Here is a 13,595-nt window from a genome sequence, read left to right as displayed (position 1 = left end):
GTACGGCCGCCAGGGTCACGAGGTCGCCGGGCCCGGCCCGCCGTCGTGGCCGTGGACGAGCGGGAGGAAGAGCTCGTCGACGATCGACCGGATGCGTGCGGGCTTCAGGGGTTCGAGGTCCATGAGCAGGTCGTGGCGCACCAGGTCGAACGGCATGGCGAGCACCGCGGAAGGGATCCGTTCCAGGTCGATCTCGCCGCGGTCGTGAGCGCGCCGGTAGATGGCCCGGACGCGCGAGAGCCGTTGGTCGCCGATGATCCGGTCGCGCACCTGGGAGGGGGTGAGCCCGGTGCCGGCCAGCAGCCCCGAGAAGGCGGCGGCCGCGGCGACCGCGAAGAAGGCGGCGCGGGCCTCGCCCATGCCGGTCAGTGCCGCGAGGAGGTCGCCGCGCAGGGTGCCGGTGTCGGGGAGGTCGACCGGGTGGCTGTTGCGGTGGTGCTCGAGCGCGGCGAGCACGAGCTGGTCCTTGTTCGGCCAGCGGCGGTACAGCACGGCGATGCCGGTGCCGGCGCGAGAGGCGACGGACTCCATGGTCAGTTTCGCGAAGCCGACCTCGACCAGCTCGTCCCAGGCCGCGTCCAGCAGCGCGGCCTCGAGCTCGGGCCCGCGTCGGCGTTGGCGGGAGGGCCCGGCGGCAGATGTGGTCACGGCCTCACTATAAGGAAGGATTGCATTCTCTATCAAGGCGTCTTACTCTCCTAAGAGATGGATTCCACTCTTATTTGAGGGACGAGACCATGACGGAGACCACCGAGGCGAAGCTGTCGCCGCAGGTGAAAAACGCGCTGATCGCGCTGGTCGTGGGCGGGATCGCGGCGATTCTCGACTCGACGATGGTGACGCTGGCGATCCACACGCTGGTGGTGAAACTGCACTCGACCACCGGCACGATCCAGTGGGTCACCACCGGCTTCCTGCTGGCGATGGCCGTCGCGATCCCGGTCACCGGGTGGGCGGAGCGCCGCTGGGGCGGCAAGCGGGTCTGGATGGCCGCGCTGGTGCTGTTCGTGCTCGCCTCGGTGCTGTGCGCGGTCGCGTGGAACGACGCCACTCTGATCGGCTTCCGGGCGCTGCAGGGCTTCGGGGCCGGGCTGATCTTCCCGCTGATGCAGACGCTCGCGGTGAGAGCCGCGGGCGGGCATGCCGGCAGCCGGCTGATGGCGGCCGTCAGCCTGCCGATCGCACTCGGCCCGATCCTCGGCCCGGTGATCGGCGGCGTGATCCTGAGCTGGCTGAGCTGGCGCTGGCTCTTCCTCGTCAACGTCCCCGTGATCGCCGCCGGGCTGCTGCTGGCCTGGCGGTTCCTGCCCGACGACCGCCCCGGCTCCCCGGCCGGGCGTGGGCGCCTGGACTGGATCGGCCTGGTGCTGCTCACGCCCGCGCTGACGGGGATCCTGCTCGGCCTCTCGCAGCTGTCCGAGGGGGGCGGGATCGGCCGCGCCGGGGTGCTGGTGCCGCTGCCGGCCGGGGTCGTCCTGCTGGCCGCGTTCATCGCCTGGGCGTCGCGGCCCGGCGAGCGCGAGCCGCTCGTCGACGTCCGGCTGCTGCGTGTGCGCTCGCTCGGCAGCGCCTCCGCGGTCCTGTTCACCGCCGGCGCGGCGATGTACGCGGGCATGTTCCTGCTGCCGCTGTACTACCAGCAGGTGCGGGGCGACAGCGTGCTGGACGCCGGGCTGCTGATGATCCCGCAGGGTGTGGGCGCGCTCGCCTCGCGCTTCGTGGTCGGCAGGCTGGTCGACCGGTTCGGGGCGCGCGCCGTGACGATCGGCGGCTTCCTGCTCGCCGCCGTCGCCACCGTCCCGTTCGCGGCCGCCGGGCCGGGCACGAGCCTGTGGTGGCTGGGAGCCGTGCTGCTGGTTCGCGGTCTGGGGATCGGGGCGGTGCTGATCCCGCCGATGTCTGTCGCCTACCGGGACATCCGACCGGCAGGCATCCCGCACGCGACCATGAGCACCCGCATCGTCCAGCAGGTGGGCGCCTCGTTCGGCACCGCGATCGTCGCCGTCGCCCTGCAGTCGCTCCTCGGCCGCGGCGCCACCGGCGCCTTCCACGGCGCGTTCTGGTGGGCGATCGGCATCACCGTCGCCGCGGTCGTCCCCGCCGTCGCCCTCCCCGCCGGCAAGCCCACGAGCCGGTCACGGCCCGCGAAGCCGGTGCACGACGAGGAGACGGCGAGCAGCCGAGCTGCCGCGCAGGAAGAGGCGGCGTGAAAGAGACGACGGACAGCCACCAGCCTCACAGGTGTTTCGTCTAGCCGGCGAGCGGCTCCTGGAGTTCGGTGACCCATCGGGCGGGATCCTCGCCCGCCTCCAGGTAGAGCTCCCTGGCGTACCCGGCGGAGCGGTGGCCGCCCTCGGCGATCCACCGGGCCAGCGTCTGCGCGGTCGGGAGGATGTCGTCCATCGGGCCGCGGTGCACGATCGTGGCCGCCCGCTCGATCGCGGGCAGGTCCACGACCGCGAAGTCGTGGCCGTCCCCGGGCGCGACCGCGACCGGCATCGCCGCGTGCGCGAGGATCCCGTCGCCGCCGGGGGCGTCCTCGTAGTACGCGATCCCCGGCCCCACCGGGGTCACCCCGGCCTCGTCCAGCCTGCGGCACAGCTCCTGGAACAGCGGGCCCACGACCGGGCCGATGTCCTCCGGCTCGTAGCTGCGCGCCACGCCGCCGAGTTCCGCCACCCGGACGGCGGGGATGCGCTTGACCACCACGTCGTCGGTGTTCATCTGTCCCTCACTCTCGATCGTCCGGAGCCTCGCCTCGACCTGGGCCAGCCGGGTCGCCGCGGCGGCCATCGCCGCCTCCAGCTCCGCCTGCCGCAACCGCAGCATCCCGCGCAGCTCCTCGGCGCTCACCTGCTCGTCCAGGACCTCCCGCACCTGTCTGAGGGTGAAACCCAGGTCCTTGAGCGCGGTGATCCGGTTGAGGCGGGCGAGCTGGCCCGCCTCGTAGAAGCGGTAGCCGCTCGCGGGATCGACACGGGCCGGGCGGAGCAGCCCGATCGCGTCGTAGTGGCGCAGCATGCGGACCGACACCCGGCCGTGCCTGGCGAAGTCTCCGATGGTGAACATGATGCGCCGATTCCAGCGCCTCACACGGTGTCAGGGTCAACAGCGCCCATGCGGATGCGGCGGGGCGGCACGGCGATCGGTTGCGGCAGCCGCAGCGGCCCGCGGCCCGGGGTGATCGTGCCGAGCACCCGCGGCCCGGCCGCGCCGGTGCAGGCGGGCACCGTGCCGGGCAGGCCGTGCGCGGTCAGCCAGCCGAGGTAGGAGAACGCTACGGCCTCCTTGGCGTCCGCGGGCACGCCGAGGTCGTCGCTCGGCAGCAGCCGCACGCCTTCGGCCCGCTCGCGCAGCGCGCGCATCAGGGCCGGGTTGCGCACGCCGCCGCCGGAGACGACGACCGTGCCGAGCCCGTGCCGCCGGATCTGCGCCGCGACCGTCTCGGCGGTGAGCGCCACCAGGGTCGCGACCAGGTCCGGCAGGCCCAGCGCGTACGGCCCGGCGACCCGGTCCAGATAGCCCGGGTGGAACAGTTCCTTGCCCGTCGTCTTGGGCGGCGGCCGGTGATAGTACGGCTCGGCGAGCAACTCGGCCAGCAGGCCCTCGTGGACCTTCCCCGCCGCGGCCAGCCTGCCGTCCTCGTCGTACGGCATGCCGGTGGCGGCGCGTACGGCCGCGTCCGTCAGCGCCGAGGCCGGGCCGGTGTCGTAGGCGAGCGGGGGCTCGCACACCGTGAGGTTGGCGATGCCGCCGAGGTTCAGCGCGCCGGCCCGCCCCGCCGAGGCGGGCAGCCCGGACAGCAGCGGCAGGTCGAAGGCGGACACGAGCGGCGCGCCCTGCCCGCCTGCGGCGACGTCGCGCACCCGCAGGTCCGACACGACCGGCACGCCGAGCCGTTCGGCGATCCAGGCGGGCTGCCCGAGCTGGAGGGTCCCGCGCACGCGCCCGTCCTCCACCCAGTGGTACATCGTCTGCCCGTGCGAGCAGACGAGGTCGGCGGCCGGGCAGGCCGCCGCCGCCTCGGCGAACGCCCGGCCCACGAGCGTGTCGAGACGGCAGACCTCGCCCATGTCCGTGCGGCCCGGCGGCAGCGCGGCGACGATCGCGGCCCGCAGGTCAGGCGGGTAGGGCACCGTGCCGGTGTGCTCCACGACACCGGAGAGCAGGTCGCCGTCCCGCGACCAGCGGACGAGCGCGCAGTCGATCCCGTCGTGGGAGGTCCCCGACATCAGCCCGAGTACGCGCACACCTGCCTCGCAAGGACTCTTCAGCCGGCTCTCGCCGGGAGGCCGACGAGCTTGGTGAGGAAGCGGTCGATCTGCTCCTCGGCGGGCGGCCAGGGCAGGTCGGGCTCGTTGATCCGCTGCGACAGCATGCCGTTCACCGCCGTGCGCAGGTCGATCGCGACCGTCGCCGCGTCGTCACGCGGGGCGACCCCGGCGTCCATGCAGCGCTGGACCGCCTCCGTGGTCCTGGCGACCAGCACCTCCTTGAACGGCATGCCGAGCCGGCGGTGGACCGCGCTCTCGTGCAGCACCTTGTAGAGGCCCGGATGCTCATGGGCCCAGGCGGCCTGCGCGAGGATGCGCTCCCGCAGCCGCGCCGCGGGGTCCTCGTGCGCCGCGTCCGCCTCGTCACCGGCCCGCACGAGTTCCTCGTGACAGCGCCGCAGGACCGCGAGCACGAGCGCGTCGCGGTCGGGAAAGTGCAGGTAGACCGAGGTGGCCGCGATCGACACCTCGCGCGCCACGGCCCGCAGCGACAGCGCCTCGTCGTCGGCGAGGTCGTCGAGCATGCGCATGGCCGCCGCGACGATCTCCTCGCGCAGCCGCTCGCCCTGCCCGCGCGCGTTCGGACGGCGGCGGGCGGCCGGAGTCGGGGGCCCGGTTGCCGGAGGTGGGGTGGCTTCCATGACCGGCCCATTGTACGAGGACAGCAATCACGCTACAGTCGTAGCGCTACAGTCGTTCACCAAGGAGCGATTCCTGTGACCGTCCCCACTTCGACGGACTTCGACACGATCAACGACATGGACCCGGTGTTCGCCCAGATGGCGGCCGCCAGCGTCGGGCACTGCTGGGCGGTGCCCGAGCTGACCGACCGCGAGAAGGTGTTCCTGGCCCTGGTGGCGGACGTCTGCCAGCCGGCCCTCGGGTTCCCGTTCGAGATGCACGTCCGCGCGGGCCTGCGGCGCGGCGTGTCCACCGCGGACATGCGGGCGCTGCTGCGCCTGATCTCCTACGACAGCGGGTACGTCGCGGCGCTGGCCGCACTGGAGCGGCTCGCCGAGATTGAGGCCGCGGCCGGGCTGCCCCGCCCGGACGCAGAACCGCTGCCCGGGGAACTGCTGGAGACCGGTCCCGGCGCGGCGCCGACCCCGCTGCCCGAGCCGGTGCGGGCCGAGCTGACCGCGCTCGATCCGTACTTCCTCGAGTACTTCGACCTCCAGTCGCGGATGCGGGGCGTCCAGGGCCCGGGCACGTTGAGCGTCAGGGAGCGGGCGTTCATGACGATGAGCATCGACGTGCACTACCAGACGCTGGACGAGACGTTCCGCATCCATGTGGGCCGCGCCCTCGGGGCCGGCGCGTCACACGAGGACGTGCGGGCCGTGCTGCGCTTCAACGCGCAGTTCGGGGCGACGCGGGCATGGCAGGCGTGGAAGGCGCTCAACGCCTGTCTCGCCGAGCTCTCCCCCGCCCGCTGACGCACCGACGCCGTACGCCACGGCCCGCACCGCCTGAGATCGCCTCGCCGCCGTCTGCATCCCCACCTCTGACCGTCGAGGTCCGAATCCGGCCAGCCGGGAAAGGGTGAACGCCTCTAGGATCGACTCCATGTCAAAGGCCGAAATCTTCGCATCCCTGCACAAAAAGGGTGACCCTCTTCTCTTGCCCAACGCCTGGGATGTCGCCTCGGCGGTCGTCATCGCCGACGCCGGGGCCAAGGCTGTCGCCACCACCAGCGCGGGCGTCGCCTGGTCGCTCGGCGTCCCCGACGGCGCCGATCTGGGGGTGGAGCGAGCCGCCGCGGTCATCGAGCGGATCGCGGCGGCGGTGCCCGTGCCGGTCTCCGCCGACATCGAGGCCGGCTACGGCGATGTCGAGGCCACCACCACCGCCGTCCTCCAGGCCGGCGCCGTGGGCGTGAACATCGAGGACGCGTCGGGCGGCGGCCTGTTCGACCCGGCCGAGCAGGCCGATCGCCTGGCTGCGGCGCGCGCGGCAGCCGACCGCCTCGGCATACCGGCATGGATCAACGCACGCACAGATGTCTTCCTTCTCGGCACCGACAACGGCGTCCAGGAGGCGCTGAAGCGCTCGGAGGCCTACGCCGCGGCCGGGGCGAGCAGCCTGTTCGTCCCCGGCCTGACCGATCTGGCGGCGATCGCCGAGCTGGCTGCCGGGCCGTTGCCCATCGCCGTCATGGCCTGGGCGGGCGCGCCGTCCGTCGCCGAATTCGCCGCGGCCGGCGCGGTCCGCATCAGCCTCGGATCCGCGATCGCCCAGGCCGCCTATGCCGTCGCGGCCCGCTCGACCGCCGAGCTCCTGTCATCCGGGACGTACGACAAGACCGCCGATGCCCTGCAGTACGGGGACTTGCAGAGGCTCACCCGGCCGAGGACGTGAAGCAGGGCGCCCTGCTCAATGCATCTTGCTTAATGCGCCCTGCTTAATGCGCCCTGCTTAATGCGCCCTGCTTAATGCGCCCTGCTTAATGCGCCCTGCTTAATGCGCCCTGCGTTCCCGGCTCGGCTCGCTCTGCCGGGACGCCCGGTCGACGGCCGTGACGTGGTAGCGGTGGCCGGGCGCCCCGTCGGGGTCGACCCAGCGGACGTGCCTGCCCGCGGGGACGACCGCGACCAGGTGCGTCGCGTCCGCGAAGTCCTGCCGCCGGGCGGGCCGGTCGAACCGGAAGACGGCGAACAGGAACGGGGCGCCGGGTCCGGTGGCCTCGACGTGCAGCTCCACGCCTCCGCTCACACGGCGGGCCGAGGCGAGCACCGGACGACGAGGCGGCTCGCCGCCCGCGAGCCTGGGCAGCAGCGGCGCGAGCGCCGGACGCGTGTAGTGCCCGCTCACGACCGCGCCGATCGACCCGAGCCGGTCGTCGCGGACGTCGGCCGCGTTGTACCAGATGTCCCCGCCGACCTCCGGATGGTCGCGGTTGAGCGTGAGGTGCCGGGACAGCTCGTCCGGCTGGAACCACTCGGCGGGCTGCCCGGCCGTCCCCGCCTTGTACGCCGCCTGGCCGATCCACAGCTGCACGCCGGTGCCGGCGGCCACGTCCGACCACCAGGGGACGAGCTTGGCGTAGTCGGCGTTCGACTGGCCGATGTACCAGTAGAGCTGCGGCGCGACGTAGTCGAGCCAGCCCTTCTTCACCCAGCCGCGGGTGTCGGCGTGCAGGTTGTCGTACGACTGGCCGCCGCTGGTGTCGGAGCCGAGGGGGTCGGTGGCCTTGTTGCGCCAGATGCCCGACGGGCCGATGCCCCAGATCACCTCGGGCTTGGCCTGCCGCACCCGCTGCTGCATCTCCCGCACCAGTAGGTCGACGTTGTGGCGCCGCCAGGAGGCCAGGTCGGGGAAGCCCGCGCCGTACGCCGCGTAGGCCGCGCTGTCGTCGAACGCCGTGGTGTTGACGGGGTAGAAGTAGTCGTCGAAGTGCACGCCGTCGATGTCGTAGCGGGTGACGGCGTCCATCATCGCGCCCTGCACGAACGCCCGGACCTCGGGGATGCCGGGGTTGTAGTAGAGCTTCCCGCCATACGAGACGATCCACTCGGGATGGCGGCGGCCGGGGTGGTCCGGGTGCAGCTTGGCCGGGTCCGCCTGCATGGACACGCGGTAGGGGTTGAACCAGGCGTGGAACGCCAGGCCCCGTTGGTGGGCCGCCTCGACGGCGAAGCCCAGCGGGTCGTAACCCGGGTCCTGTCCCTGGACCCCGGTCAGATACTGCGACCACGGCTCGTATGGCGACGGCCAGAAGGCGTCGGCGGTCGGCCTGATCTGCACGAACACGGAGTTGAGCCGGCGCGCCACCGCGAGGTCGAGCCAGGTCGTGAACTCGGCCTGCTGCTGCTCTGGCGTCAGTCCCGTTTTGGACGGCCAGTTGATGTTGACGACCGAGGCGATCCACATGCCGCGCATCTGGCGCAGCGGCGGGACATACCCGGCGGAAGAGGCGGAGAAGGCGGAAGCGGGAGACGCGGCGAGAGCCGGCAGCGGGACGGCCGACGCCGCGGCGGCGAGGGCCAGGCCGCGCAGCACGGCACGCCGGGAGGGGGAGCTCAATCGGACCTCCGAAGGCCGGGGGGATGCGGCGATCACGACACTGGCAGAAACTTACTTTCAGATCAATGCGGATAAAAGAAAGTGTCATCGACGTGTAATCTGCCCCAAGAGGTCCTCATGGGAGACGGCGACGGACATCCAGGTCACGCCGTACATGTCTCGACATGTGGACTTCTGGTTCCGTTGTCCCGCACCGGCGGGCGCAGGGATCTAAGCTGATCGCGCACAGGAGAGGCTGCTGGTGATGAACGAGAACGAGGGCGCCGCACCGGTCAACCCGATGGCGACGGTGCGTGCGGTGCTGCCCTCGCTCACCCCCGCCGCCCAGACCATCGCGCGTCTCATCCTCGACGACCCCGCCATGGTGGCCCGCAGCACCATCACGGAGGTCAGCGCGGTCTCGGGGATCAGCGAGGCGACGATCGTGCGGACGGCACGGGCGCTGGGCTTCGCCGGCTACTCCCAGCTGCGGTTCGCGCTCGCGGCGGCCGTGGCCAGGGACACCCCCGAGCGGCTCGTGCCCGGCGACCTCGCCCCGGACGACCCCCTGACCGACGTGATCGCCAAGGTCACCCGGGCCGAGTCGCAGGCGCTCGCCGACACGGCGGCCCAGCTCAACCCCGACGGGCTCGGCGCGGTGGTGGACGCCGTCGCCGGCGCCCGCCGCGTGGACGTGTACGGCGTGGGCGCCTCCGGCCTCGTCGCCGCCGACATGGCGCAGAAGCTGATGCGGATCGGGCTGCCCGGCCACTACTTCACCGACGCGCACCTCGCACTCACCAGCGCCGCGCTGCTGCGCGAGGCAGACGTGGCCGTCGGGGTGAGCTGCACCGGCGAGACGCCCGACGTGCTCGGCCCGGCGCGGGTCGCCCGCAAGGCCGGCGCGACGGTCGTGGCCATCACGAACAACCCCCGCTCGTCGCTGGCCGGGCTCGCCGACCACGTCCTGGTCTCCGCCGGGCGCGAGACGGCGTTCCGGCCGGGCGCGCTGGCCAGCCGGATCAGCCAGTTGCTCATCGTCGACTGCGTCTTCGTCGGCGTCGCGCAGCGCACGTTCGACACCTCCGACGCCGCCTTACGCGCGACCCGCGACGCGCTCGCCGACTACCTCGGCGACGCCCACCGCCGCGCCCGCTCGGCCTGAGCCCCCTTCCTCACGCCGCCCCTCCCGCGTGGCGGGCGGCCTCCAGCCGGTCGCCGTTGGCCTTCAGCAGCGCCCGGGCGCCGTCCGGGCCGAGGTCGCGCTCGATCATCAGCACAGCCACCTTGACGTTCCAGTCCGCCGCCTCCAGCGCGGCCCGCGCGGCGGCGGACCCGGCGCCGGTGATGTCGCCGACGATGCGGGTCGCCCTGCGCGCGAGCTTCTCGTTCACCGCCGAGACCTCGATCATGGCGTTCCCGTACGTCCTGCCGAGCCGGATCATCGCGATCGTGGAGATCATGTTGAGCACGAGCTTCTGGGCGGTCCCCGCCTTGAGCCGGGTCGAGCCGGCCACCACCTCGGGGCCGACGACCACCTCGATCGGATGCTCGGCCCGCTCCGACAGCGGCGACCCCGGGTTGCAGGACACGCTCACGGTCAGCGCCCCGCGGCGGGCGGCCTCGCCCAGCGCGCCGAGCACGAACGGCGCGCGACCGCTGGCGGAGATCCCCACGAGCGAGTCGAGCGGGCTCAGCCCGCGCTCGGCGACGGCCGCCGCCCCGCCGTCGTGGTCGTCCTCTGCGCCCTCGACCGACCGGGTCAGCGCGGCCTCGCCGCCCGCGATGACGCCCTGCACGAGTTCGGGGTCGGTGCCGAAGGTCGGCGGGCACTCCGAGGCGTCGAGGACGCCCAGCCGGCCGGACGTCCCCGCCCCCACGTAGAACAGGCGTCCGCCCCGCGCCATGCGGGCGGCGATCGCGTCGATGGCGGCCGAGACGGCCGGGATGGCCCTGCCCACCGCGGCGGGCACCGTGGCGTCGGCCGCGTTCATCAGGCGGGCGATCTCCTCGGTCGGCAGCCGGTCGATCTCGCGGTAACGCGGATCGCTCTGCTCGGTATAGAGCTCGCTCTGCTCTGTATGGAGCTCTGTGTCGAGTTCGCTCTGCTTTGTGGACAGGCCCGTCAGTGGGTCAGTCATCTTGTCCCTGTCGTCGGTTTCCATCTCCGGCCTCCCCCGATCGCCGTACGCGTCCGAAACGACTCCTCACCTGCGGCTCACCGGCACGGCGACCACACTGCGGCGCTCGGGATGGAAGCAGGCGCGCTCCTGCGGCACGTCGCCGTCGCGGGCGAGCGAGGGCCGCTCGCGTTCGCACCTCTCGGTCCTGAAGGGGCAGCGCGGCGCGAACAGGCACCCGTCCGGGTGCTCCCCCGACGCCTCCACCGGCACGACCCGCTGCTCGCCCGGCGACTCCAGGCCGTGCAGCACCGGGATGGCCGACAGCAGCGCCTGCGTGTAGGGGTGCACCGGAGCCGAGATGACGCTCTCGACCGGGCCGCGCTCGACCACCTGGCCGCGGTAGATGACGTACAGCTCGCCGTCGGTGCCGATGTAGCGGGCCGTCGCCACGTCGTGGGTGATGAACAGCACGCTCACCCCGAGCCGCTCGCGCAGGTCCTTCAGCAGCGCGAGGATGCCCAGGCGCAGCGACACGTCGATCATCGAGACCGCCTCGTCGGCGACCAGGACCTCGGGATCGACGGTGAGCGCGCGGGCGATCACCACACGCTGGCGCATGCCGCCGGACAGCTGGTGGGGATAACGCGGCAGCACGTAGCCCGGGTCGAGCCCGACCAGGCCGAGCAGTTCCCGGGCCCGCTCGTCGATCCACGAGCGCGGCCGGCCGGTCTGCCTCGCCCGCAGCGCGAGCGGGGCGGCCAGCGCCTGGTGGATCGTGCGCGTCGGGTTCAGCGCGGAGTACGGATCCTGGTGGATGAGCTGGACCCGGCGGAAGTACGGCTGCCGCCTGCGGTGGCTCAGCGACGACATCGCCACGCCGTCGACGACGATCTCTCCGGAGTCGCAGGTCTCCAGCCCGGCGATGATCCGGCCGAGGGTGGTCTTGCCGCAGCCCGACTCGCCGATGAACGAGACCGCGCCGCCCTTCGGGATCGCGAAGTCCACGCCGCGCAGCGCGGGCACCTCCCGGGCGCCGAGCACGCCGCCGCGCTGCCGGAACGTCTTCGTGATGCCGGTCCCGCTGATCATGCCTGGTCCTCCCCCGTCGCGGCGGCCACGGCCGGTCTGTCCCCGTCGTCGGCGCGTACGGCGTGGCAGGCCGCCGACCGGGAGCCGGAGACGACCACCGGCGGCCGGCCGGTCTCGCACACGTCCATCCGCAGCGGGCAGCGTTCGCGGAACACGCACCCGTCGGCCGGGATGTCGGCCAGCGTCGGCGGCCGGCCCGGCAGGGCGTGCGCCTCGCCGATGTCGCCGACGAGGCGCGGGATGGCCCCGAGCAGCCCCCGCGTGTACGGGTGGCGCGGCCCGGCCAGCACCTCCCGGGTCGGGCCCTGCTCGACGACCCGCCCGCCGTACATGACCGCGAGCCGGTCGGCGACCTCGGCGACCACCCCGAGGTCGTGGGTGATGACGAGCGTGGTGAGCCCCCGCTCGGCGTGCACCTCCCTGACGATGCGCAGGATCGTCGCCTGCGTGATCATGTCGAGGGCGGTCGTGGGCTCGTCCAGCACGACGAGGCGCGCGTTCAGCACCAGGGCCAGCATGATGCCGACCCGCTGCCGCATGCCGCCGGACAGCTCGTGCTGGTAGGAGTCGAGCACCCGGGCTCCGTCCAGGCCCATCCGGCCGAGCAGGTCGCGCGCGTCCGCCAGCAGGCCGCGCGGATCCTCGGCGCCGTGGGAGCGGCCCAGGTCGAGCACCTGCTTGCCGACCGTCTTGAGCGGGTTGAGGGAGTTCTGCGCCGCCTGGAAGACGTACCCGACGTGCCGCCCCCGGGCCCGCCGCAGCCCCTCGCCGCCGAGCGCCACGACGTCGCCGAGCCCGTCGATCTCGACCCCGCCCGCCGCGATCCTGCCGGGCGGCTGGACGGCGTTGAGCAGCGACAGCGCGAGCGTGGACTTGCCGGAGCCCGACTCGCCGACGACACCGGTGATCGTGCCGGGCGCGAGGTCGAGGTCGACGCCGGACACCGCCGGCAGCTCGCCGGTCGGGGTGCGGTAGACGACGGTAAGCCCGCGGATCCGCACGCCGGGAGGACTCTGCTCGGGAGCCATGCTCACTCCTCCCGCAGCCGGGGGTTGAAGATCTCGTCCATGGCGTCCACGACCAGCACGATGCCGAGCGTGAGCAGCAGGATCGCCAGCAGCGGCGCCAGAAGATAGGGCAGCGCGGCCGTCGTGGTCAGCGCGCCGCCGCCGAAAACGGCGAGGTTGAGCATGACGCCCCAGTTGTTCGCCTCGAACGGCAGCACTCCCAGGAAGAACAGGCCCACCTGCGCGTAGACCGCGCCGGTCACCGCGATCAGCGCGTTCATCGCGATGTACGGAGCCATGCCGGGCAGCAGCTCCCTGCCGACGATGTGCGTCGTGGACAGGCCGAGCCCCCGGGCGGCCTCGACGAAGCCGCGCTCACGCAGCGACAGCGTCTGCGCCCGCACGGCCCGGGCCACGCCGCCCCAGCCGAGCAGCCCGAGCACCAGGCCCATCTCGACGGCGCCGGTGAACTTCCACACCGTCGACAGCACCAGCAGCAGCGGCAGCCCGGGGATCGTGAGCTTCATGTCGGTGAACCGCATGAGCACGGTGTCCCAGCGGCCGCGCCGGAACCCCGCGAACAGCCCGACGCCCGCCCCGACGACGACCGTGATGACGGCCGTCACGACGGCGGTCAGCAGGACGTAGCGGGAGCCGGTGACGACGAGGGCCAGCACGTCCGTGCCCTCGAAGTCGGTGCCGAACGGATGCCGCAGGCTCGGCGGGGCGTAGAGCGCGCTCGTGTCGCGGGGCAGGGGGTCGGGGTAGAGCATCGGCCCGACGATCCCCATGAAGGCGAACACCGCGAGGATGGCCGCCCCGGCCATCCGGCTCGGCTTGCGCCGCATGACCCGCCAGACGCCCCGCCAGAAGTTGCGGCGGACCGCGGCCGCGGCCCCCGCCTCCACCTCCGGCACGATCGTCGCGCTCATGCCACCCCCTCGCCTGGCGGCTCGGGGTCGCATGAGCGCAGCGCCCTGTGCCTACTGATTCGCTCGCTCCGCTCGCTCATGCCACCCCCTCGCCTGGCGGCTCGGGGTCGCATGAGCGCAGCGCCCTGTGCCTACTGATTCGCTCGCTCCGCTCGCTCATGCCACCCC

Annotated in this window: 13 protein-coding genes; 4 read left to right on the top strand and 9 right to left on the bottom strand. The window is 72.9% G+C overall.

Annotation, left to right across the window (positions count from 1 at the left end):
* Positions 1 to 15 precede the first annotated feature (15 nt).
* A complete protein-coding gene (locus ABZ860_RS35930) occupies positions 16 to 648 on the bottom strand; it encodes a TetR/AcrR family transcriptional regulator (RefSeq protein ID WP_357229194.1) in 633 nt (210 codons plus the stop codon).
* A gap of 89 nt (positions 649 to 737) precedes the next feature.
* On the opposite strand from ABZ860_RS35930, the gene ABZ860_RS35925 reads away from it, so the two are divergent.
* The gene (locus tag ABZ860_RS35925; protein ID WP_357229192.1) at positions 738 to 2,210 is read left to right on the top strand and encodes an MDR family MFS transporter; all 1,473 of its coding nucleotides are present in this window, start codon (positions 738 to 740) and stop codon (positions 2,208 to 2,210) included.
* A gap of 40 nt (positions 2,211 to 2,250) precedes the next feature.
* Here ABZ860_RS35925 and ABZ860_RS35920 read toward each other — a convergent pair whose 3' ends face one another.
* The 3 genes from ABZ860_RS35920 to ABZ860_RS35910 are packed head-to-tail and all read right to left on the bottom strand — an operon-like array spanning position 2,251 to position 4,915.
* Positions 2,251 to 3,069, bottom strand: coding sequence for a MerR family transcriptional regulator (locus tag ABZ860_RS35920; protein ID WP_357229189.1), 819 nt, complete (start codon positions 3,067 to 3,069; stop codon positions 2,251 to 2,253).
* A 20-nt stretch (positions 3,070 to 3,089) separates the two neighbouring features.
* Entirely contained in the window at positions 3,090 to 4,250 is a 1,161-nt protein-coding gene (locus ABZ860_RS35915; RefSeq protein WP_357229186.1) for an anhydro-N-acetylmuramic acid kinase, read from the bottom strand.
* A 20-nt stretch (positions 4,251 to 4,270) separates the two neighbouring features.
* On the bottom strand, positions 4,271 to 4,915 hold the full coding sequence (locus tag ABZ860_RS35910) for a TetR/AcrR family transcriptional regulator (protein ID WP_357229183.1): 645 nt from the start codon (positions 4,913 to 4,915) through the stop codon (positions 4,271 to 4,273).
* Between the two features lie 75 nt (positions 4,916 to 4,990).
* Here ABZ860_RS35910 and ABZ860_RS35905 point away from each other — a divergent pair, with 75 nt between their 5' ends.
* Positions 4,991 to 5,710: a carboxymuconolactone decarboxylase family protein gene (locus ABZ860_RS35905; protein ID WP_357229180.1), complete on the top strand. Its 720-nt coding sequence runs from the start codon at positions 4,991 to 4,993 to the stop codon at positions 5,708 to 5,710.
* A gap of 130 nt (positions 5,711 to 5,840) precedes the next feature.
* Positions 5,841 to 6,632: an isocitrate lyase/phosphoenolpyruvate mutase family protein gene (locus ABZ860_RS35900; RefSeq protein ID WP_357229178.1), complete on the top strand. Its 792-nt coding sequence runs from the start codon at positions 5,841 to 5,843 to the stop codon at positions 6,630 to 6,632.
* A gap of 99 nt (positions 6,633 to 6,731) precedes the next feature.
* On the opposite strand, the gene ABZ860_RS35895 is transcribed toward ABZ860_RS35900, so the two are convergent.
* Complete coding sequence (locus ABZ860_RS35895) at positions 6,732 to 8,297, bottom strand: family 10 glycosylhydrolase (protein ID WP_357229175.1); 1,566 nt, start codon at positions 8,295 to 8,297, stop codon at positions 6,732 to 6,734.
* A 244-nt stretch (positions 8,298 to 8,541) separates the two neighbouring features.
* On the opposite strand from ABZ860_RS35895, the gene ABZ860_RS35890 reads away from it, so the two are divergent.
* Positions 8,542 to 9,441: a MurR/RpiR family transcriptional regulator gene (locus ABZ860_RS35890; protein ID WP_357229172.1), complete on the top strand. Its 900-nt coding sequence runs from the start codon at positions 8,542 to 8,544 to the stop codon at positions 9,439 to 9,441.
* A gap of 10 nt (positions 9,442 to 9,451) precedes the next feature.
* Here the strand turns inward: ABZ860_RS35890 and murQ are convergent, their stop codons facing one another.
* The 4 genes from murQ to ABZ860_RS35870 all read right to left on the bottom strand — a co-directional run bounded on the left by murQ (position 9,452) and on the right by ABZ860_RS35870 (position 13,427).
* The gene (gene murQ, locus ABZ860_RS35885; protein ID WP_357229169.1) at positions 9,452 to 10,417 is read right to left on the bottom strand and encodes an N-acetylmuramic acid 6-phosphate etherase; all 966 of its coding nucleotides are present in this window, start codon (positions 10,415 to 10,417) and stop codon (positions 9,452 to 9,454) included.
* Between the two features lie 66 nt (positions 10,418 to 10,483).
* Positions 10,484 to 11,488, bottom strand: a complete 1,005-nt coding sequence (locus tag ABZ860_RS35880) for an ABC transporter ATP-binding protein (RefSeq protein WP_357229166.1) — start codon at positions 11,486 to 11,488, stop codon at positions 10,484 to 10,486.
* Positions 11,485 to 12,516: an ABC transporter ATP-binding protein gene (locus tag ABZ860_RS35875; RefSeq protein WP_357229163.1), complete on the bottom strand. Its 1,032-nt coding sequence runs from the start codon at positions 12,514 to 12,516 to the stop codon at positions 11,485 to 11,487. Before ABZ860_RS35875 ends, ABZ860_RS35880 begins: the two co-directional genes overlap by 4 nt.
* Before the next feature lie 2 nt (positions 12,517 to 12,518).
* Positions 12,519 to 13,427 carry an ABC transporter permease gene (locus ABZ860_RS35870; RefSeq protein ID WP_357229161.1) on the bottom strand — a complete coding sequence of 303 codons (909 nt, stop codon included), beginning with the start codon at positions 13,425 to 13,427 and terminating at the stop codon, positions 12,519 to 12,521.
* Between the last annotated feature and the right edge of the window lie 168 nt (positions 13,428 to 13,595).

It is taken from the genome of Microbispora sp. NPDC046973, assembly GCF_040644495.1.
Classification (GTDB): Bacteria; Actinomycetota; Actinomycetes; order Streptosporangiales; family Streptosporangiaceae; genus Microbispora.
This window is presented reverse-complemented; position numbering and strand designations above follow the sequence as displayed.